Source organism: Marinospirillum sp., from assembly GCF_044810985.1.
Taxonomy (GTDB): domain Bacteria; phylum Pseudomonadota; class Gammaproteobacteria; order Pseudomonadales; family Halomonadaceae; genus Marinospirillum.
In genome coordinates, this window is the sequence record NZ_CP085242.1 from 2,097,106 (window position 1) to 2,118,234 (window position 21,129).

Below are 21,129 nucleotides of genomic sequence, written 5' to 3' on the forward strand. Positions count from 1 at the left end.
AAGACTTAAGCATTATTTCCTGCAACCAAGTGTTCAATTGAGGAGGTTACTATGGAACTCGACAAACTGAACCCCTGGAACTGGTTTAAGCACGAAGAAGTCAACAAGGGTGAAGGCCCTGTACCGGTCAAACGCGAAGACCACCCGGTCAGTCGGGGGCATTCCGGCTTCCCTGGCGATATCTGGCAACTGCACAGGGAGATGGATCGTCTTTTTGACGAGACTTTCAAAGGTCTCGGCTGGCCTTCTTTTTCCAAAGCTGGCAGAGAGAGGGGAGGCAGTCTGGCCTTCACGCCCAAGCTGGATGTCGCCAGTGCCGAGAAGGAGTACACCATTACCCTGGAAGCTCCCGGACTGGAAGAAAAGGATATTCAGCTGGACTTACAGGATCATACCCTGTTTATCCGTGGGGAAAAACGCCAGGAAAATGAAGAAAAGGACAAGCACTTCTATCGTATTGAACGTAGCTTTGGCCAATTCCAGCGAGTATTGGAGTTGCCTCAGGATGTGGACACAGAGGCAATTCAGGCCAAGATGAACAAAGGGGTACTGACCTTGAGCCTGCCCCGCAAGGAAGCAGACGGACAACCCCAACCCAGGAAGATTGAAATTCAGTCTTAAACCAGCAGGCGGCCTCTTGAGGCCGCCTTTTTGTTGAACGATCTACAAATTGGCAAAGAAAACCACGATCACTCCCAAAGGGGCAAGGTAGCGCACGATCAGGTTCCAGAGACTGAAGTCATAAACATCCAGCCCCAACTCTTTGCGCACATCTTCCTTGTCCAAACGCCAGGCCAGGAAAAGAATCACACCCAGGCCGGTGAGAGGCAGGAAGAATTTACTGGTCAGGGTATCCAGCAGATCAAAGACATTCAGTCCCAGAATCAGGAACTCGCTCAGAACATTGAAGGACAAGAGCGCCAGCACACCCAGTGCCCAAGCTGCCACACCGGCCACCAGAGTTGAACCAGCGCGTCCCAGAGGACTTCTTTCTTCCACAAACTCCACCACCGGCTCCAGCAGAGAAATGGCAGAAGTCACTGCAGCAAAGGTCAGCAGCAGAAAGAAAGCCAGCCCCACCAACCAGCCAGCGGCAATATTGCCAAAGGCCACCGGAAGCGTGACAAAAATCAGGCCCGGCCCTTCACCCAGATCCAGACCTTCGGCAAATACAATGGGGAAGATCGCCAGACCGGCGGCCAGGGCAATCACCGTATCCATGATGACCACCGTCCGCGCAGACTTGAGAAGATTGACCTCTTCACCCAGATAAGAGCCGTAAGCCATCATGATGCCCATGCCCAGTGACAGAGTGAAAAAGGCGTGACCCAGAGCGGCCAGCACAATACCACCATTCACCTGGGACCATTGAGCCCTGAACATGAATTCCAGAGCCTGACCAAAACCGCCGGTGGTCATGCCATAAAAGACCAGGAATACCAGAAGAACACCCAATGCCGGCATTAACAGGGTGGCTGCTTTCTCCAGGCCCCGGGTCACGCCTCGGGCAACAATGCCAACGGTAATCAGCATAAACAAACTGTGCCAGAAAATCAGAGTAGCCGGGCTGGCCAGAAGACCACTAAAAATAGCGCCAATACCCTCTGCATCCTGACCGCTGAAACTTCCGGTCAGCGCATCCTTGATGTAGGCCAGGGACCAGCCACCAATCACACTGTAGAAAGATAAAATCAGGAAGGCACCCAGTACGCCGCCCAGGCCCACCAGCACCCAGAGCCTGCTGCTGCCACTGACCGAGGCCACTTCCTGCATGGTATTGATGGGGTTTTTCTGACCACGACGACCCAGCAGCCATTCGCTGACCAGAATCGGCAGACCAATCAGAAAAATGCAGGCCAGATAGATGAAGACAAAAGCAGCACCACCGCTTTCGCCGACCATATAGGGGAATTTCCAGATATTACCCAAACCCACGGCAGAGCCGGTTGCGGCCAGGACAAAACCCATGCGTGAAGACCACTGCGCATGGGCCTGTTTTACTGAAGACATAAACACCTCGTTTGACCCCTGGTTTTGTTGTTTGAAGGCTGTCAGATAGCGACACCGTCCCACAGCCAATCATCAGCAAAACCTTCCTGCTTCCCCGGGGTCACAGGAAACAGAAATGTCAGGCAGGATCACTGCTGCTAACAGGGGCGATGCCGGAAGGTAAGCCAGCTCGCAAGCCTTTTCCAGGGCGGGGATATCCCGTCCATACATGTGTTTGAAAAGGCTGATGGGAGCATTTTCCCAGAATTATGCCGCGAGGTCACCTGAAGTTGTGGTGAAGGTGCGACTTTCCGGTCAAGCGTCTGGTAAACTGGGCGATAAAATTGCTGTAATTTTTACTGGAGCCAGACCCTCATGACCCAACCGCACTCTTTATCATCCGGTGGACGCTTTAATGAACCCACGGATGCCTTTGTCGAAGCTTTTACGGCTTCGGTCAACTTTGATCAGCGCCTCTACAGCCAGGATATCCAGGGCTCGATTGCGCATGCCACCATGCTGGCCAAAGTGGGTGTACTGACGGATATAGAAAAAGATGCCATTGTTCAGGGCCTCCAGGAAATCCGTGAAGAAATCGAGCGCGGTGAATTCAACTGGTCGGTGGCCCAGGAAGATGTCCATATGAACATCGAGGCGGCGCTAACAGCAAAAATCGGCATTACCGGCAAAAAGCTGCACACCGGGCGTTCACGCAATGACCAGGTGGCCACGGATGTGCGCCTGTATCTGCGGGATGAAATGCAGCTGGTTGCCGGGGAATTGACGCGCCTGCAAAAAGGCCTGATTGCCCTGGCCGAAGCGGAAGCTGACACCATCATGCCCGGCTTCACCCATCTGCAGACCGCGCAACCGGTCACCTTTGGTCATCATCTGCTGGCCTGGAATGAAATGCTGCAGCGTGATTATGAGCGCCTGATGGATGCCCGCAAGCGGGTCAATATTTCCCCTCTGGGTGCAGCGGCACTGGCCGGTACCACCTATCCGATTGACCGCCTGCAAACCGCCGAGCTGCTGGGCTTTGATCGGCCTACAGAAAATTCTCTGGATTCAGTTTCGGATCGTGACTTTGCCATTGAATTCTGCAGCTTTGCCAGCCTGCTGCTGATGCACTTGTCACGCATGAGTGAAGAGCTGGTTCTCTGGACCAGCGCCCAGTTCAACTTTATTGATCTGCCAGATCGCTTCTGCACTGGCAGTTCCATCATGCCGCAAAAGAAAAATCCGGATGTGCCCGAGCTGGTGCGCGGCAAGACCGGTCGTGTTTACGGGCATCTGATGAGTCTGCTGACGCTGATGAAATCCCAGCCTCTGGCTTACAACAAGGACAATCAGGAAGACAAGGAACCCCTGTTTGATACTCTGGATACCGTTCAGGGCTGCCTGCGTGCTTTTGCCGACATGGTTCCTGCTCTGGAACCCAAGCGCGAAGTGATGCGTGAAGCGGCACGGCGTGGCTTTGCCACCGCAACCGATCTGGCCGATTACCTGGTACGCAAGGGTCTGGCCTTCCGCGATGCCCACGAAGTGGTGGGTCAGTCTGTGGCCTATGGTGTGGCTGAAGGCAAGGATCTTTCGGAAATGTCCTTGGGCGAACTGCAGCAGTTTTCCGATTCCATCAGTGAGGATGTGTTTGATGTCCTGACTCTGGATGGCTCAGTGGCGGCCCGCAACCACCTGGGTGGCACCGCTCCTGAGCAGGTCAGAGCCGCAGCTCAGCGTGCCCGGATCTTGCTGCGTCAGCGGGGTTAGCACCATGCGGATTCCAGAATTCAAAAAGGGCTTGCTGTTATTGCTCGTCCTGGGGCTGTTGCTCTCCGGCTGTGGCCAAAGGGGTGACCTTTATCTGCCCGAACCGGAACAAGAGTTCACTTCCAATTTTTGATAAGGCAAAGCTGTTATGGACTTTTTCAACTATCAGAACAACCAGCTTTTTGCTGAAGACGTTAGCGTCAAAGACCTGGCTGACGAGCTGGGAACGCCTCTGTATGTGTATTCCCGAGCCACTCTGGAAAGGCACTTCCAGGCCTATTCCCAGCCCCTGGCTGGCCAGCCGCATTTGATCTGTTACGCCGTCAAGGCCAACTCCAACCTGGCTGTGTTGAATCTGCTGGCGCGCCTGGGTGCTGGCTTTGATATCGTCTCGGTCGGTGAGCTGGAAAGAGTTCTGGCTGCTGGTGGCGATCCGGCACGTATTGTTTTTTCCGGCGTCGGCAAACAAGCCCATGAAATGCGTCGCGCCCTGGAAGTGGGCATCAAGTGTTTCAATGTCGAATCCGTGCCGGAGCTTGAACGCCTGGAGCGAATTGCCGAAGAAATGGCTGTCACAGCCCCGGTTTCCCTGCGGGTCAACCCGGATGTCGACCCCAAGACCCACCCCTATATTTCCACGGGTCTGAAAGCCAATAAATTCGGTATCGGTTTTGAGCTGGCCCGGGAGGTTTATCGTCAGGCTTCCAATATGCAGCATCTGGAAGTCGTTGGTGTGGACTGTCATATCGGCTCCCAGATCACCCAGATTGACCCTTTTCTGGATGCCCTGGATCGCCTGCTGGTACTCATCGATCAGCTTGCTGAAGACGGTATCCAGCTCCAGCATCTGGATCTGGGTGGCGGTCTGGGCGTGCGTTACAGTGATGAAACACCGCCCTTGCCATCGGCCTATGTGGAAGCCCTGCGCAAACGCCTTGCAGATCGCAGCTATGAGCTTATTTTCGAGCCAGGACGCGCCATTGCCGCTAATGCCGGTATCCTGGTGACCCGTGTGGAGTATCTGAAAGAAGGCCAGGAAAAGCATTTTGCCATCGTGGATGCCGCCATGAATGACCTGCTGCGCCCGGCTCTTTATGATGCCTGGCAGGATATAATTCCGGTGGTACCGCGCAGTGATCACCCTAGCCGTATCTGGGATGTGGTGGGCCCGGTTTGTGAAACCGGCGACTTTCTGGGCAAGGATCGTGAGCTGGCGCTGGAGCCGGGAGATCTTCTGGCTGTGCGTTCGGCAGGGGCCTACGGCTTTGCCATGGCATCCAACTACAACAGCCGCAACCGCCCCGCAGAAGTCATGGTGGACGGCAACAACTGGCACCTGGTTCGCCAGCGTGAAAACTATGAACAGCAGATGGCAGGTGAATTCACCCTGCCACAGCAGTGAGACACCCCATGTTGCTTCATTTCACCAAAATGCATGGCCTGGGCAATGATTTCATGATGGTTGATCTGATCAGCCAGAGGGCCCGGCTGCGCACCGAGCAGATCCGCCGTCTGGCCGATCGTCATTTTGGTATTGGCTTTGACCAGTTGCTGACCGTTGAAGCTCCGACCCGGCCCGATGCTGATTTCCGTTATCGCATCTACAATGCAGATGGCTCCGAAGTTGAAAACTGCGGCAATGGTGCCCGCTGCTTTGCTGCTTTTGTGCGTGATCGCAAACTGACCAGCCAAACCACTTTGCAAGTCGAAACAGCAGGTGGACCCTTGACCCTTCAGGTCAGGGATGATGGCCAGGTTACGGTCAACATGGGCGTGCCGCGCCTGGAGCCGGAGCAAATTCCTTTTCAGGCAGAACGCCAGGCCAAGGCGTATTCTTTGCAGTTGGATCAGGAAAACTACCTGATTGGTGCTGTTTCCATGGGCAACCCTCACGCTGTATTGCGGGTTGAAAATGTGGATAACGCCGAAGTTGAGCGCCTGGGGCCACTGATTGAGCACCACCCGCGTTTCCCCAATCGCGTCAATGTCGGCTTTTTGCAGGTACAGAATCCCCGTCAGGCACGTCTGCGGGTTTTTGAAAGAGGGGTCGGAGAAACCCTGGCCTGTGGAACCGGGGCCTGTGCCGCCATGGTCAGCGGCCGACTGCAAGGCTGGTTGGATGCCTTTGTTGATATGCAACTGCTGGGCGGCCATCTGCAACTGGAGTGGCAGGGTGAAGGCCAGCCGGTGATGATGACCGGCCCGGTAAAGAAAGTCTTTGAAGGACAGGTTTACTTATGATTGATGCTGACACAGTTGCCGACTGGCTCAAGAACCATCCGGACTTTTTCCAGGGGCGTGAAGACCTGCTCTGCCAGATGCAGCTGGAGCATCCCTGCGGGTCTGCAGAATCGCTGCTGACCTACCAGTTGCAACGCCTCCGACATCAGGTGGCCGATCAGGAAGAGCGCTATCAGCAACTGCTTGCCAATGCCCGTGACAATGAAAAACGCCTGCGCAGAATCGAGCGACTCTTGATCAACCTTCTGGAAACTGAAACCGCCGAAGAACTGGTCACGGTTCTCTCGGAAAGACTCCGCGAAGACTTTCAGCTGCCTTATCTGCGTTTCTGGAGCTACACCAACCTGAACAGCCTGCAAAGAGCCAGTGAAGAACTCCAGCAGCAGCAGCAGGCTTTGCTCAACCAGCAGCAGGCCTGCTGTCTGAGCCTGGAAGAAGACACTACAGAAATTCTGGGTCTGGAGGGTTTTGATGCCCAATCAGCCGCCATCTGCCTGCTGAGTCATACCCGTCCTCTGGGACTGATGGTTCTGGCTCACCCCGACCCCTTGCACTTTCGTTACCATCAGGACACGTTGTTTGTGGAATACCTCGGCAGTATCGTCAGTCGTCTGTTGGCGAAGGATCGTCGGGGGTTTCCGACTCAACAAGCACTGGGTTAGACCAGTCCAGCCAGGTGTCCAGCTGGGACCAGGCTTCAGCCCGACCATCTCCCTTCAGGGATGAGAAAAGCTGTACCGTAACCTGGCCCGGCAAGGTTTCCAGCTCTTTGCGCACGGCGATCAACTGATTTTTGGCTGGACCCCGCTTCAGCTTGTCGGCTTTGGTCAATAAGATATGCACAGGCAGCATGCGACCGGCGGCCACTTCCAGAAGCTGGCAATCAAAGTCCGTAAGCGGGTGACGCACATCCATCATGACCACCAATCCTTGCAGACACTGACGCTCACTGATGTAAGCACCCAGGTGCTTACCCCATTCGCGGCGCAGGGCATCTGGAACCTTGGCATAGCCATAGCCCGGCAGATCCACCAAACGGCGGTGGTTGTCCAGGCTGAAGAAGTTGATCAGCTGGGTGCGCCCCGGTGTTTTACTGGTTCGGGCCAGGCGGGCACTGGTGAGACAATTTAACGCACTTGATTTACCGGCATTGGAACGGCCCGCAAAAGCTATCTCTATCCCTTCATCCGGAGGGCATTCTTTCAGGCCGGGGGCACTGATCAAAAAGCTGGCCTGGGCGAAATGTGCAGGCTGCGGCTGAAGCCTGGCTTTCTTCTCAGGTTCATAAATAATTTTTTGTTGCGGCTTTTTCTTCTTGGTTGGGCGCATAAATAACCACTTGCAGGCAAATTAAACAGAAGGGATAAGGTGACTGGCATTCCAGTTAGCGCAAGGCTTAGCTATAATGCGGGAACTTTACGGTGATAGTCTATCACTGGACGTCCGTAGGTGCGATCAGCACCAACAGAGCTGGAGTCTTTTGCCAGCCACCGGGCGGCAGCTTCCCAAGACTAGCAAATGATGAGACTGGACGAACGATGAAAAAACTATTAATTGGCTTGACCCTTGCAATCAGCACTGCTGGTTTCGTACATGCCGCTGATCCTGCAGCCGGTGAAGAAAAAGCAGCCACCTGTGCCTCCTGTCATGGTGATGACGGCATCAGCTCCGTGGGCCAGTGGCCCAACCTGGCCGGGCAGCATGCCAGCTACCTGGAAAAACAAATGCTGGATATCCGTGATGGCCGTCGCGAAGTCCCTGAAATGGTAGGGATCATTGATGATATGAGTGACGAAGACCTGCGTGATATTGCTGCTTTTTATGCTGAACAGTCTGCCAATGTTGGCCAGGCCAAAGAAGAGCTGGCTGTGCGGGGCCGTGACCTCTACCGTGCCGGTGACATTGCCAAGGGCATTCCCGCCTGTACCGCCTGTCACATGCCCAACGGCAAGGGCAACAGCCCTGCCGCCTTCCCTGCTGTCTCCGGCCAGCACACCACCTACACCATCAACCAGTTAAATGACTTCCGCAGTGGCGAAAGGGATAATGACCCCAGCGCCATGATGCGTACCATTGCTGAAAAAATGTCGGACTCAGAAATCGAAGCCGTCGCTGAATACATGTTCGGCCTGCACGGAACCAACCGCTGAGGCTATCGATTGCAAAGGGGCCTCTGGCCCCTTTTTGTTTCATCAGGAGAAAATTATGACTCTATTGCGTACCGGCTTGCTGCTGCTTCTGGTCAGCCTTTCCGGAAATCTGCTGGCTGATGGTTACAAAACACTCGATGACCGGGTCAGGCCTCAGGTGAATTCTGATAAAATTGAAGTCACTGCAATTTTTTCCTATACCTGCCCCTATTGCTACCAGCTGGAACCTCAGTTGCAAACCTGGTCTGAAAGCCTGCCGGATGACGTGGAAGTGGTTCACCTTCCTGCGGCCTTCAATGCCCAGTGGGAGCACCTGGCACGGGCCTACTACATCCTGGATGCTCTGGATATGACCGAGCAGGCGCATATGGCACTTTTTGACCGAATTCATCAGGACAACGCCAATCTGGGCAGCGAACGTGCTTTGCGCAACTTTTTTGCTGACTTCGGCGTGTCCGGGGAAGAAGTTGATCAGCTCTATTCCAGCTTTGGTGTTGAAAGCCGGGTCAAGCAGGATACAGCGCGTCTTCGCAACTACAAAGTAACCGGCGTCCCTGCCCTGGTTATTGATGGGCAGTACGTGGTGGACGGCAATTCTGCCGGGAGCCTTGGTAATATGCTGAAGGTGGCCGACGACTTGATTGCCCAGGTCAGAGCCAATCGTTAAACCCACTGCTTCAAGTTACAGGTTGAAACGGACAAAGACGCGACTAGCCTCTATTATGGCTACATCTCTCTTGATTAGGACACAGTGGCTTTAACTGTGAATAGCTCAGACGATTTGCCTGGACAGATGCCAGCCTCCCCAGGTTCGGCTCAACAACCTGAATCCATGACTTCAAGGCAGGAATCCGCCGAAGAAGAAGTCAAGGAAAGTCGTGCTGCGCGTGAACGCGAACGTCAGCAATGGGAAGAAGAAGAGCGCCAGCGTAAAATCGATGAGCGCCAGCAGGCCGAGAAAGAAAGGCTGGAAGCAGAAAGACGCAGCCTTTATGCCGAGCTTGAAGGCATGGATTATGACCTGCTCTCGCTGGTCGATTACCCGACGGATCATGAAATCTACGCTGCCAAGCGTGCACGCACCCTCTGGTTCATTGCACTGGGTTCGGCTCTGTTCCTATTCCTGGCCAGCCTGTTAAGCCTCACCAGTCCCTGGGTGGGCGGCATTGCCGGGGGTATTGCTTTTGTCCTCTGGCTTACTCATGGCGCAGGGATGATGTCCTATTTTCCCTCCCTGAATCGCTACCCCATGCTGGTCAACCAGCGCAAAAAACTCAAGCGTGAATTGATTGAATACATTCGCAATATTGAAGGCCGACTGGGCTACATCCACCGCATTTACCCTCTGGTGGAGTTCAACCCCCGACTGGGTACACGCCGTTTCAAGCGTCTGGCACTGATGTCCAAAGAGCACACTCTCCTGGCCAACCTACGCACCCTTCAGGACACCAAAAGCTACTATGAGTTTATGGTTGAAGCACTGAAGGCATATCAGGAGCTGCTGCAAAAAGAGAAAGAGGACGCTTTTGTGCAATCCATGGACTTTGATCCCGATGTGCTGGAAGAGCAGGCCCAGGAACATGAAGAACAGAAAAATGAGCCTGAAGAGCCAGCAGAGCAGGAAAAACAAGCGGCCAGTCAGGATAACCCCTCCCTTATCCCGCCCAAAAATTAAAGGGGTTTCAAACCCACTTTAATGATCGTATCGCCCTCAACCTTGACCACCACCCAGTGAATACCATGCCAGTCCATCTGGTCACCCACGACCGGGTGGCCGCCAAAGCGGCGGGTCAGAAACTCACCCAGCGACAACTCAGCCTGATCCGCGCTGATGGTTAGACCGTAAAGATCTGCCACATCCCGAAGCGGAGCACTGCCATCCAGGGTAAAGTCACCAAAGAAGCTGCGTGCTTTTTCTTTTTTCGGTGCCGGTTCCTCATTGAACATTTTATTGAATACCGGCAGGTCGGCATCGCGGCCAATAATGCAAAGCAGATCCCCCTGTTGTAATTGCGTACTACCCGAAGGATGGATCAGCTGCTTGTCACGAAAAAGCGCCCCTATTCTTGCCCCGGATGGAAACCGCAAACGCCTTAACTCCACCCCTTCGAGGGTTTCGCTCTTCACTCTGTATACAAAGGCTTCGTAATCATCTTCCGGGAAAATGCCCAGCAGACTGCGCTGTTTGGGGGCAAATTCCGGTGGCACCTCAACTTTCAGGCGCTTGGCCATCCACGGCAGGCTGGCACCCTGGATGAACAGGGAAATAAGCACGACGTGAAAGGCAATGTTGAAGTAAAGAGCGGCATTTTCAGTGCCGGCAATCACCGGGAAAATAGCCAGAACGATAGGAACCGCACCCCTCAGCCCCACCCAGGAAATGAATCCCAGCTCCCGGATATTAAATTTGAAAAATGGCAGCAGGCACAAGAGCACAGCCAGGGGTCGGGCGATAAATATCAGGCCCAGTGCCAGCAGGGTTGCAGGAAAGGCTATGGCCAGCATTTCATGAGGCGTCACCAACAAGCCCAGAATCAGGAAGAGACCGATCTGACTGAGCCAGGCCAGCCCATCGTGTACCGGGAGGATGTGCTGCAACTGAGGACTGCGACTGTTGCCCAGCAGGACACCAGCAAGATAAATCGCCAGAAAGCCACTTCCACCCAAGAGGTTGGTGGCCGCAAATAACCCCAAACCACCACCCGTGACCAACAGGGGGTAAAGCCCTGTCGGCAAACTGACGCCCTTCAGGATGCGCGAAAAAAGCCAGCCTGCAGCCAGACCCAGAGGCAGTCCCAAACCAAACTGTTTGATAAACAACCAGACAGCATCCCAGGGAGTGGCCGTATCCTGGGTCAGCAGCGTGATCAGGGTGATGGTCAGGAAAATCGCCATGGGATCATTGGTGCCGGACTCGATTTCCAGGGTGGCACTCACCCTTTCGTTCAGGTGTACCCCCTTGCCACCCAGCATGGAAAAAACCGCTGCAGCATCCGTAGACCCGACGATGGCTCCCACCAGCAGGCCCTGAAGCAGGGAGAGATCAAACAGCAACATCGCCAGCAGCCCCGTCAGGCTGCTGGTAACCACCACACCCAGGGTGGCCAGAGACAAGGCGGGACGCAAACCCACCCGAAAGGTTTTCATCCGGGTTCGCATCCCACCATCCAGCAGAATAATCGCCAGGGCCAGATGACCAATCGTGTAAGCCACCTCAAAATTGGCAAAATCCAGACCGCCCAAGCCATCTTCACCGGCCAGCATGCCGATACCCAAAAAAACAAACAGCAAAGGCATGCCCACCCGTGCCGAAATCACACTGGCAAGGATACTCAGACACAGGAGTGCCGAGGCGATCAGAAAGATTGAATTTATATTATCCACAGAGGCAGTTCATCAGGTGACCAGGATGCTTCTATTCTCGCATAAAAGCATCCTGGTAAAGCAGTGGGTTTACGGGGGCACATCCTGGTGTGGTATTAAACAACCAGAGTGGGGCATTTGGCATGACTGGCCACTTTCTGGGAAACACTGCCCAGAAAATAACCTTCCACATCGCCATTGGTGCCGCGTGAGCCCATGACAATCAGATCAACATCCTTGTTTTTGGCAAACTTCACGATGGCCTTGGAGGGGCGGCCACCCTTGACGAAGGCCCGAACATTTTCTGAGCCCTGATCCTTGGCGAGCAGCTTGGCGTGTTCCGCCACCTGCTTGGCATATTCCTGCAAGGCACTGTCAGGAATCTGGATGTTCTCCGGCCGCACCATGGAAAGAGAGGCTTCAAACAGGCTGTGGTGTTTATAAACGCACAAGAGCAAAAGCTCGGCACCCGTCAGTTTTTGCAACTCCACGGCTTTTTGCAAAGCAGCCAGTGCCCCTTCAGAGCCATCCACAGGCACCAGTATTTTTTTAAACATGTCTCACTCTCCTTGATTTAGGAAAGGGGGTTACCCGCTTCCAGCCCCTAGCTCGGATAAGCCAGGTCTCTTAAAAACAAAGCAATCTGGGGGAAGATGATAATCAGGGCTGTCGCCATAATCAGCATGAACACAAAAGGTGGCGTGCCCCTGATCACTTCCCAGTAGGGACGTTTGAAGATGGCTATGGCGGTGAAAATATCACAGCCAAAAGGTGGTGTGGCCGAGCCCACGGCAACCATCAGGGTAATCAACACCCCGACCAGCACCGGATCCAGACCTGTAGCGGCTATCGCCGGAGTGAAAATAGGCGTCAGAACCAGAATAACCACAATAGGGTCAACAAACATACAGGCAATGAAAAAAGCCACGGCAATGGTAATCAAGACACCGGCCCCGTTCATTTCACTGATGCCTACCGCACCCAGAACGGCCTGGGGAATCTGGGCAAAGGAAATAATCCAGGAAAAACCATTGCCCACAGCCACCAGAATAAAGACCACAGCAGTTATCAAGCCGGTTGACTTGGCAATTCGGTAGATATCCGCCATTTTTAACGAGCGGAAGACCACAAACTCCAGCAGCACTGCATAGAGTACACAAACGGCTGCCGCCTCGGTGGGGCTGAAAATACCACCGTAGATACCGCCAACAATAATAACCGGAAAGCCCAGCGGCCAGAGCGCCTGCTGAACAGAATTCAAACGTTCTTTCCAGGTAGATTTGGGCTCAGTGGGCACCTTGTTGATATAGGCATAGGCAATGCAATAGAGGGAAAAGAGGGTAAGAATCAGAAGACCCGGACCAATACCGGCGATAAATAATTCGCCAATGGAAGTACCGGAAATAACCCCATAGATAATCATGCCGATACTGGGAGGTATCAGGAAAGCAATGTCACTGGAATTGATAATCAACGCCAGGGCAAAAGAGTCTTTATAACCGGCTTCGAGCATCTTGGGACGCAGTGGCGAACCCACAGCAACCACCGTTGCCTGGGTCGAACCCGAAACAGCACCAAAAAGCGTACAGGAGGCCGCCGTACTGACAGCCAAGCCACCTTTAATGTGCCCGATAAACGCCATCACCATATTAATCAGGCGATTCGCTGACTGACCCCGGGTCATGATATCTGCAGCCAGGATGAACATGGGAACAGCAATCAGGGCTGCCGGACGTATACCACCCAACATCTGCTGGATAAAGGTATCCATCTGCCCGAAACCATCGAACATCATAAAAAAACCAATCAAAGCACCGATGGTCAGGGGAATCATCATTGGAAAACCCAGCATCAACAGCAGCACCATGGCTGCAAACATGATCATTCCCATTGTTATACCTCGGTCTCAGTTTCTTCGTAACCATCCAGTACACTGGTGGACAGGTAGACATCACGCGAGAAGATATTCTTGATGCCGGTCATAAAGTACTGGATGGCAGTGACCACCAGCCCTATGGGCACCCAGATATAGATCCAGAAAAGCGGCAGGCCCAGGGTCGGCAGAATCCGCCCACGATCATAAATGCTGTAGATATATTCCACGGCAAACCAGGTCAGAAACAACATCACTGCAGAAGTGAAAAAAGCCATGAAAATCATCAGATAACGACGCACTTCTGTCGGGAAGGCATCATACAGGGCCGACATGCGGATATGGCGCCCATGCCGGGCAGCGTAACCAATACCGGCAAAGGTGATCATCACAATCAGAATCCGGTTCAGCTCCCCGGAAAAATGCAGACTTTCCCCAAACACAAAGCGTCCCACAACATTGGCAGTGGTATTAACAGCCATCAGCAGCACACCCAAAGCCAGGATCACGGCCTCCACCTTGCTAATACCATTATCAATCTTGCCTAGAAAACCGGGCAGGGCAGACTCGCTGGAGGAAGGAAGATCATCCTGCATACTTGTTTTCTCCTCTGTGACAGGCCTTCCCTGGCCTTGAAAGAATCACTGTCCTGCGTTTATTCGCCGGATACAGCTTCCAGATCAGCTTTGAACTGCTCCAGCAGCTCTTTACCGCTTTCACCGGTCATTTCAATGAATTCCTCTTCTACCTGAGGGGCACGATCCATGAAAGCCTGGCGCTCTTCTTCAGTCAGGCGGGTCACCGTGACTTCATCACTGGCTTCCTGGATTTCTTTGAGTTTTTCTTCACTCAGGCCTCTGATGTGTTCAATGATTTCCTCAAAAGCATAATCAGCAGCTTCTTGCACCAGTTGCTGGTCTTCCTCGGAAAGGCCTTCATAGAATTCCTGGTTGGCCATGGTGGCCGTGGTGAACCAGCCGTGACCGGTGTAGATCAGGTTGGGAGAAACTTCATAAAGACCACCGGACTCAATCCAGAAGATGGGGTTTTCCTGACCCTGGATGATATTGGTCTGCAGGGCTCCATAGACTTCACCCCAGGGCAAAGGAGTGGGTGTGGCACCAAAGGCTTCATAGGTTTCAGAAAGAAGCGGATTGGTCATGGTGCGGATTTTCTTGCCGTCAAAATCTTCGGGTGTGCGCACGGGTTCATCCGCAGTCACCACCATTTCACCTTCAGGGTACATCTTCAGCAGTTCCAGGCCCTGTTCAGCATAGAGCTCGGGGAACATTTCATTGATGGCCTTGCTGGATCTGAAGAACTCAATGACAGTTTCTTCATCGGTTGGCAAGAGGTAGGGTACGAAAAAGATCTGGGCTTCAGGGATCAGGGAGCCGGTAAAGCCGGGAGACTGGTTCACAAACTGCAGAATGCCTTCCTGGGTTTGTTCCATGATGTCATCCGATTCACCCAGCTCGCCAAAGCGGAAAACTTCCAGGGTATGAGCAGAGTTGTCTTCAATATATTCCTTGAATTTATGCGCAAATACATCCTGTACATCGCCTTCATATTCTTCGTGGGCATAGCGCCAGTTTTGACCTTCGGGCTCCGCAGCTGCATTACTAGTGGAGTTGGCTTCTTCCGAATCACTGCCGCAACCGACCATTGAGGCCATCAAAACACCGGCAACTGCCGTGCCTAGCACTTTTTTCAACATCATTGCTGTTATCCTCGTTGCTTGGTTCAGCCGAGTAAAACATCCCGGCCAGGGGTCTTACACTTTTCTCAGTCATTTCAGAATGGCAAAGGAAATTATAGATATCAAGGCTTTTGATTATTTTTTATTATGCCAATAAAAGCATATTTGTATTTTTTTAAGAGGCAAATTCATGAAAGCTTTGCTGCAGCGCGTCAAACATGCAAGGGTAAGGGTGGATGAACAAGTGGTCGGAGAAATTGGCCCGGGTCTGCTGGTTTTTCTGGGGGTGGATAAACCGGACACCCCAGAAGTGGCTGATAAATTACTGGATAAGCTCCTCGGCTATCGTGTATTTGCTGACGAACAGGATAAAATGAATCTGAGTCTTGAGGCTATTCAGGGTGAGCTGTTGATTGTCTCCCAGTTCACTCTATCGGCCAGCACCCGAAAGGGCCTGAGACCCAGTTTTTCATCGGCAGCCACTCCCGATCAGGGTGAATTACTCTATAATCATTTTCTGGACTCTGCGCGTCGACGTCTTGCCAGGGTGGCCAGTGGTCAATTTGCCGCCAATATGCAGGTGGAGCTGGTGAATGATGGCCCGGTAACTTTTATGCTGGAAATCAACAGCTGAAATCTTGAGGAGAAAACATCTTGAGCGATGCCAAGCGCAAACCCGTTGCTCTGGTGACCGGCGGGGCCCAGGGTATTGGACGTGCCATTACCGGTGCTCTGTTGCAGCAGGGCTGGCAGGTCATGATGGCGGATATCGATGGTGAGGCGGGTACCGAATGCATCCACAGGTATGACAGTCTGGGCAAAGTGGCTTTTCAGCCCGTCGATATTTCCCAGGAAGACCAGGTTCGCCAACTGATGCAGGCAACGCAGGAAGAGCTGGGGCCCATTTCCTTACTGGTCAACAATGCCGGACTCTCCAGCCCCTTCACCGGTGCTCTGGAAGATCTGGATTTATCCACCTGGCAACGCTATCTGGATGTCAATCTCACGGGTGTATTTCTGTGCTGCAAGCATGCTGCCAACCAGTTGCGAGAAACCCAGGGCAGCATCATCAATCTGGCTTCAACCCGTGCCTTGCAGTCGGAACCGGATACCGAGGCTTACTCAGCCAGTAAGGGGGGTGTGCTGGCCCTGACCCATGCCCTGGCCATGAGCCTGGGGCCTGATGTCAGGGTCAACTCCATCAGCCCCGGCTGGATTGAAGTGGGTGACTGGCAAAAAACCAGTTCCAGCTTCCAGCCTTTTCATTCCGATGAGGATCATGAGCAACACCCGGTCGGGCGCATCGGCAAACCCGACGATATTGCCGGCCTGGTGCTCTGGCTGGCCTCCGACCTGGCTGGCTTTGTCACGGGGCAAAACTTTGTGGTCGATGGAGGCATGAGCCGCAAGATGGTTTACAAAGCTGACTGACAAGCCTGATTAAAGACCCAGCTCTGCGGTTTTCTCATCCAGCTCTTCGCTGGCTTCCAGCCACTGCATTTCCAGCTCATCCAAAGCCTGCTGCTGACTGCCCTGGTCTTTCAGCAGGCTTTGCAGTTCTTCCTTGCGACTGGAGTCACTGTAAAGTTCAGCATCAGCCAGAGCTTGTTCGGTTTTTTCCAGCGCCTGACGTGCCTTTTCCAGCTTGCCCTCCAGCTGGTTGATTTGTTTTTTCAGAGGTTTCAGCTGCTCTCTCAGGCGGGCGGCTTCCTTGCGATCCAGCTTCTTGTTTACTGGGGCAGCAACAGGCTGGGGCTCTTTTTTCTCGTCTTTTTCTTCCTTGCGCAGGTTGGCCTGACGATCTTTCAGCCAACGGGCGTAGGCATCCAGATCACCATCAAACTCTTCCACTCGGCCATCCGCAATCAGCCAGAAATCATCCACAGTATTCTTCAAAAGATGACGATCATGCGAAACCACCAGCACAGCCCCGGAAAAAGCCTGCAAGGCCAGGGTCAGAGCATGGCGCATTTCCAGATCCAGGTGGTTGGTCGGCTCATCCAGAAGCAGCAGATTGGGCTTGTGCCAGGCAATGATCGCCAGGGCCAGCCGTGCTTTTTCACCGCCGGAAAAACGCCCCACGCTGGCCAGCGCCTCATCACCATTGAAACCGAAACCACCCAGAAAATTGCGCAGCTCCTGCTCCCTGGCCTTGGGCGACAAACGCTGCAGGTGCAACAGGGGTGAGGCCTGGGTGTCCAGAGCTTCCAGTTGATGCTGGGCAAAATAACCAATATAGAGGTGTTCCCCTTCCACGCGCTGACCACTGACCAGGGGCAGATCACCCACCAGACTTTTAATCAGGGTGGATTTACCGGCCCCATTGGGGCCCAAGAGACCGATACGCTGATCAGGATGCAGGGTGAAGCCCACATCACTTAAAACCGGGTCACCGGAATAGCCCAGCTGCCCTTCACGCATCACCAGCAGGGGATCAGAGGTTTTATCGGCTTCGGGAAAGCTGAAATGAAAAGGGGAATCCACATGCGCCGGGGCAATTTTTTCCATACGCTCCAGAGCCTTGATTCGGCTTTGCGCCTGTTTGGCCTTGGTGGCCTTGGCTTTGAAACGGCGGATAAAGTCTTCCATGTGCGCGACTTCACGCTGCTGCTTTTCGAACATGGATTGCTGCTGGGCCAGGCGTTCAGCACGCTGTCTTTCAAACGCCGAATAACCACCCTTGTAGAGATTGAGCTGACGCTGCTCCAGGTGCAGCAGGTGAGTCACAACCCGATCCAGAAAATCCCGGTCGTGGGAGATCAAAAGCAGGGTGCCGGGGTAATTTCTCAGCCAGCCTTCCAGCCAGAGGGTGGCATCCAGATCCAGGTGGTTGGTGGGCTCATCCAGAAGCAACAGATCCGAGGGCATAAAGAGGGTGCGAGCCAGATTCAAACGAATGCGCCAGCCCCCGGAAAAGCTGTTCACCGGGTTATAAAAAGTCTCTTCTGCAAACCCCAGGCCTGCCAGCAGTTGCTCTGCTTCGGCTTTTTTGGAGTAACCCTGTAAAAGATCATATTCGCCATGCAATTCTGCCAGGCGATGGTTGTCACCTTCTGCTTCGGCTTTCTGCAGGCCCAGCTCAACCTGTTTTAACTCCTGGTGACCGTCGAGGACGTAATCCAGAGCCGGCTGGGTCAATTCCGTGATTTCCTGCTCCAGGTGGGCAATGCGATCATAACCGGACATTTGCAGCTCACCCCCTTCTGGGGTAAGTTGACCTAATAAGAGCTTGAATAATGATGACTTGCCCGCACCATTAGCCCCGGTCAGACCCACCTTCCAGCCCGAGTGCAAGCTGACGCTGGCATCTTCCAACAGCCGAAGTTGGCCACGTTGAAGGGTTAAATTGCGAAATGTCATCATAAATTTACTGCTCCCGATTGACGTTCCTCTGGAAGGACTGAAAAATGCTGCTGCATGATAACCCTTTCTGGCGCTTTTCGCTGAGTCTCTATCAACTCCAGCGTATAAAAGCCGCCTGCCTTCAGCTGCAAGATGAAAGCGGTGCCAACATCAACCTGATTTTCTTTGCTCTCTGGGTTTCCCGGCAGCAACTGCGCTTCAGCCCCGACTGGCAGCAGGCCTTCCAGCAGCTGGAAAACTGGCACCAGGATTACACCCTGCCTTTGCGCCGCCAGAGAAGTGAACTTAAACTGCTCGCAGAGAGGGCCGACCGGCATGAAAACGGTCCCTTGCATCAAATGCGTGAGCACATCGTCAAGGCCGAGCTTCTGGCTGAACAGCAGGAACAGGCGGTGCTTTATTATTATTATCAGGAACGCAAAGGCCTGATCCCTTGTGAGGATCGGCAAGCCGCACTGATTGAAAATCTGACCTACTGCATTGATGACCCCACGCGGGTGGATAACGAGCCTCTGAAAGTCTTGCTCGCCGTTATGCTGGAAGAGCAGGAGGTGGAAGTGGCCTGCATCAAGCTGCGTGAACAAATTGAAAAGCGTTTTTTACGTCAATAGTGAACTTCTATAGTATTCCATAACCTAAAATCATCATAAATAATGACCTACCAAGGAGTAAGCATGTTGAAACCCCTGAGCCAATTTGTACTGGCGACCTCCCTAAGCCTGACACTGGCCGTGCCAGCCACCCTGATGGCGGCTCCAAGCACAGAAGAAGAGCGCATTGGCTACAGCCTGGGCATCATGGTAGGGCGTCAATTGCAACAGGATGTTCGTGATCTGGATATTGACAGCTTCACCGAAGCTTTAGAGGACATCTATGCAGGCAAAGAGCCGCAACTGGATGACGAAGAAATTGCCGGCGTTCTGGAAAACCTGCAACAGCAACTCATGCAGCAGGCTGAACAGGAATCTGAAGCCAGCGCCAGCGAAAATCTCGCCAAAGGGCAAACCTTTCTGAAAGAGAACGCCGAAAAAGACGGTATTGAAGAAACCGAGAGTGGCCTGCAGTACAAGGTGATTTCTCAAGGTGAAGGTGACAAGCCATCCGCCGATTCTACCGTCAAGGTACACTATGAAGGCTCCTTGATTGATGGCACTGTTTTTGACAGCTCTTATGAGCGGGGTGAACCCGTCAGCTTCCAGGTCAACCAGGTCATTCAGGGCTGGCAGGAAGCTTTGCAGCTGATGCCTGAAGGCAGTGAATGGGAACTCTACATTCCAGCCGACCTGGCCTATGGGAAGGCGGGTGCCGGTGGTGCCATTGGCCCCAATGAAACCCTGATTTTCAAGGTTGAACTCCAGGAAATTCAGGAGTAGACCTGACTTAGGATCGACCTAAAAAACCCCCCGGTTGCCAGCAACCGGGGGGTTTTGTTTGAAGTCTAAGCCGGATTCAGGGCTTCATATCCTCAAAAAACTTCTTCACGCCATCAAACCAGTTGTTTTTCTTGGGTGAGTGTTTCTCAGCCTGAGTCCCTTCATGGAATTCACGCAGCAAATCTTTTTGCGATTCGCTCAGATTTACCGGTGTTTCCAGAACCACCCGACACAAAAGGTCGCCTCTGGGGCCGCCTCGAACCGGTTTGACCCCCTTGCCCCGCAAACGAAAAAGTTTGCCGGTCTGGGTTTCTGCAGGAATCTTCAGTTTCACGCGTCCATCCAGAGTGGGAACATCCAACTCCCCACCCAGAGTGGCATCCACGAAGCTGACCGGCACTTCGCAGTAAAGGTTGGCACCGTCGCGCTCAAAAATGGGATGAGGGCGAACATTGACCTGGACATACAGGTCGCCTGCCGGGCCACCCATGCGACCGGCTTCACCTTCACCGGAGAGACGAATCCGATCCCCGGTATCAACACCGGCAGGAATTTTGACTTCCAGGGTCTTGGAGTTCTGAACCCGACCTTCACCATGGCATTTCTTGCAGGGGTTCTTGATCACCTGGCCAGCACCATGACAGGTCGGGCAGGTTTGCTGAATGGCAAAAAAGCCCTGCTGCATGCGTACCTGACCCATACCGTTACAGGTACCGCAGGTTTCCGCCTTGCCATCCTCTGAACCGCTGCCGCTGCAGGCACCGCATTCTTCCAGGGTGGGAACCTTGATCTTGACCGAAGTGCCTCTGACCGCATCTTCCAGATCCAGGTCGAGCTGATAGCGCAGATCCGAACCGCGCTGGGCACCACCCCGACCGCCGCGAGCACCGCCGCCGCCACCGAAGATATCGCCGAACATATCACCGAAAATATCGCTGAAGTTACCGGCACCACCCTGGAAGCCACCAGCGCCCCCGCCCATTTGCGGATCGACACCGGCATGGCCAAAGCGGTCATAAGCGGCTCGCTTCTCTTCGTCGGCAAGCACTTCGTAAGCTTCTGTTGCTTCTTTGAATTTATCAACTGCCTCGGGGTCATCCGAGTTGCGATCCGGGTGGTATTTCATCGCCAGACGACGGTAGGCTTTTTTGATGGCCTTTTCGTCGGCGTCGCGTTCGACCCCCAGGATTTCGTAATAATCACGTTTTGCCATGGTTTCTAGTCACCGCCCGTTTTTGTCCGCCCGTAGGTAAAAAACCAACGCGGGCTCTAAGTCCCGCGTTGGCTGGTTGCTGAAGCTTAAAGCAA

Annotated in this window: 22 protein-coding genes; 13 read left to right on the forward strand and 9 right to left on the reverse strand. The window is 53.6% G+C overall.

The window, feature by feature from the left end; genetic code table 11:
* Window positions 1-51 precede the first annotated feature (51 nt).
* A complete protein-coding gene (locus LG323_RS09820; protein WP_404415494.1) occupies window positions 52-621 on the forward strand; it encodes an Hsp20/alpha crystallin family protein in 570 nt (189 codons plus the stop codon).
* Window positions 622-663: 42 nt separating this feature from the next.
* On the opposite strand, the gene LG323_RS09825 is transcribed toward LG323_RS09820, so the two are convergent.
* Window positions 664-2,010, reverse strand: a complete 1,347-nt coding sequence (locus LG323_RS09825) for a sodium-dependent transporter (protein ID WP_404415496.1) — start codon at window positions 2,008-2,010, stop codon at window positions 664-666.
* A 354-nt stretch (window positions 2,011-2,364) separates the two neighbouring features.
* Between LG323_RS09825 and argH the strand changes: the two genes are divergently transcribed.
* Genes argH through LG323_RS09850 form a run of 5 tightly spaced genes read left to right on the forward strand, consistent with a single transcriptional unit; the run spans window position 2,365 to window position 6,662 of the window.
* Window positions 2,365-3,759: an argininosuccinate lyase gene (gene argH / locus LG323_RS09830; protein WP_404415499.1), complete on the forward strand. Its 1,395-nt coding sequence runs from the start codon at window positions 2,365-2,367 to the stop codon at window positions 3,757-3,759.
* Window positions 3,760-3,763: 4 nt separating this feature from the next.
* Window positions 3,764-3,892, forward strand: coding sequence for a lipoprotein (locus LG323_RS09835; protein ID WP_310695991.1), 129 nt, complete (start codon window positions 3,764-3,766; stop codon window positions 3,890-3,892).
* 15 nt (window positions 3,893-3,907) lie between these two features.
* Window positions 3,908-5,161, forward strand: a complete 1,254-nt coding sequence (gene lysA, locus LG323_RS09840) for a diaminopimelate decarboxylase (protein WP_404415502.1) — start codon at window positions 3,908-3,910, stop codon at window positions 5,159-5,161.
* An 8-nt stretch (window positions 5,162-5,169) separates the two neighbouring features.
* The gene (gene dapF / locus LG323_RS09845) at window positions 5,170-6,000 is read left to right on the forward strand and encodes a diaminopimelate epimerase (RefSeq protein ID WP_310695993.1); all 831 of its coding nucleotides are present in this window, start codon (window positions 5,170-5,172) and stop codon (window positions 5,998-6,000) included.
* Window positions 5,997-6,662: a DUF484 family protein gene (locus LG323_RS09850; protein ID WP_404415505.1), complete on the forward strand. Its 666-nt coding sequence runs from the start codon at window positions 5,997-5,999 to the stop codon at window positions 6,660-6,662. Before dapF ends, LG323_RS09850 begins: the two co-directional genes overlap by 4 nt.
* Here the strand turns inward: LG323_RS09850 and yihA are convergent.
* A complete protein-coding gene (gene yihA, locus LG323_RS09855) occupies window positions 6,604-7,329 on the reverse strand; it encodes a ribosome biogenesis GTP-binding protein YihA/YsxC (protein ID WP_404415508.1) in 726 nt (241 codons plus the stop codon). The genes LG323_RS09850 and yihA overlap by 59 nt on opposite strands.
* 209 nt (window positions 7,330-7,538) lie before the next feature.
* Between yihA and LG323_RS09860 the strand changes: the two genes are divergently transcribed.
* From LG323_RS09860 to LG323_RS09870, 3 genes are all read left to right on the forward strand, one after another.
* Window positions 7,539-8,150: a c-type cytochrome gene (locus tag LG323_RS09860; RefSeq protein ID WP_404415511.1), complete on the forward strand. Its 612-nt coding sequence runs from the start codon at window positions 7,539-7,541 to the stop codon at window positions 8,148-8,150.
* A gap of 55 nt (window positions 8,151-8,205) precedes the next feature.
* Window positions 8,206-8,817 (forward strand): thiol:disulfide interchange protein DsbA/DsbL, encoded by a 612-nt coding sequence (locus tag LG323_RS09865; RefSeq protein ID WP_404415514.1) that lies wholly within the window; start codon window positions 8,206-8,208, stop codon window positions 8,815-8,817.
* Between the two features lie 126 nt (window positions 8,818-8,943).
* The gene (locus LG323_RS09870; RefSeq protein WP_404415517.1) at window positions 8,944-9,825 is read left to right on the forward strand and encodes a hypothetical protein; all 882 of its coding nucleotides are present in this window, start codon (window positions 8,944-8,946) and stop codon (window positions 9,823-9,825) included.
* Here the strand turns inward: LG323_RS09870 and LG323_RS09875 are convergent.
* The 5 genes from LG323_RS09875 to dctP form a co-directional block, all read right to left on the reverse strand.
* Window positions 9,822-11,534 carry a potassium/proton antiporter gene (locus LG323_RS09875; RefSeq protein WP_404415520.1) on the reverse strand — a complete coding sequence of 571 codons (1,713 nt, stop codon included), beginning with the start codon at window positions 11,532-11,534 and terminating at the stop codon, window positions 9,822-9,824. The genes LG323_RS09870 and LG323_RS09875 overlap by 4 nt on opposite strands.
* A 95-nt stretch (window positions 11,535-11,629) precedes the next feature.
* Entirely contained in the window at window positions 11,630-12,070 is a 441-nt protein-coding gene (locus LG323_RS09880; RefSeq protein WP_404415523.1) for a universal stress protein, read from the reverse strand.
* A gap of 47 nt (window positions 12,071-12,117) precedes the next feature.
* On the reverse strand, window positions 12,118-13,404 hold the full coding sequence (locus tag LG323_RS09885) for a TRAP transporter large permease (RefSeq protein ID WP_404415526.1): 1,287 nt from the start codon (window positions 13,402-13,404) through the stop codon (window positions 12,118-12,120).
* 2 nt (window positions 13,405-13,406) lie between these two features.
* Window positions 13,407-13,982 carry a TRAP transporter small permease gene (locus tag LG323_RS09890; RefSeq protein ID WP_310696002.1) on the reverse strand — a complete coding sequence of 192 codons (576 nt, stop codon included), beginning with the start codon at window positions 13,980-13,982 and terminating at the stop codon, window positions 13,407-13,409.
* Window positions 13,983-14,041: 59 nt separating this feature from the next.
* Entirely contained in the window at window positions 14,042-15,106 is a 1,065-nt protein-coding gene (gene dctP / locus LG323_RS09895; protein ID WP_404415530.1) for a TRAP transporter substrate-binding protein DctP, read from the reverse strand.
* Between the two features lie 169 nt (window positions 15,107-15,275).
* On the opposite strand from dctP, the gene dtd reads away from it, so the two are divergent.
* On the forward strand, window positions 15,276-15,719 hold the full coding sequence (gene dtd / locus LG323_RS09900) for a D-aminoacyl-tRNA deacylase (protein ID WP_404415533.1): 444 nt from the start codon (window positions 15,276-15,278) through the stop codon (window positions 15,717-15,719).
* Window positions 15,720-15,739: 20 nt separating this feature from the next.
* Window positions 15,740-16,516, forward strand: a complete 777-nt coding sequence (locus tag LG323_RS09905) for an SDR family oxidoreductase (RefSeq protein WP_404415536.1) — start codon at window positions 15,740-15,742, stop codon at window positions 16,514-16,516.
* Between the two features lie 9 nt (window positions 16,517-16,525).
* Here LG323_RS09905 and LG323_RS09910 read toward each other — a convergent pair whose 3' ends face one another.
* The gene (locus LG323_RS09910; RefSeq protein WP_404415538.1) at window positions 16,526-18,448 is read right to left on the reverse strand and encodes an ATP-binding cassette domain-containing protein; all 1,923 of its coding nucleotides are present in this window, start codon (window positions 18,446-18,448) and stop codon (window positions 16,526-16,528) included.
* Between the two features lie 44 nt (window positions 18,449-18,492).
* On the opposite strand from LG323_RS09910, the gene LG323_RS09915 reads away from it, so the two are divergent.
* Window positions 18,493-19,059, forward strand: coding sequence for a TIGR02444 family protein (locus LG323_RS09915; protein WP_310696006.1), 567 nt, complete (start codon window positions 18,493-18,495; stop codon window positions 19,057-19,059).
* A gap of 63 nt (window positions 19,060-19,122) precedes the next feature.
* Window positions 19,123-19,821, forward strand: coding sequence for an FKBP-type peptidyl-prolyl cis-trans isomerase (locus LG323_RS09920; protein WP_404415542.1), 699 nt, complete (start codon window positions 19,123-19,125; stop codon window positions 19,819-19,821).
* Window positions 19,822-19,897: 76 nt separating this feature from the next.
* On the opposite strand, the gene dnaJ is transcribed toward LG323_RS09920, so the two are convergent.
* On the reverse strand, window positions 19,898-21,034 hold the full coding sequence (dnaJ, locus tag LG323_RS09925) for a molecular chaperone DnaJ (protein WP_310696008.1): 1,137 nt from the start codon (window positions 21,032-21,034) through the stop codon (window positions 19,898-19,900).
* Between the last annotated feature and the right edge of the window lie 95 nt (window positions 21,035-21,129).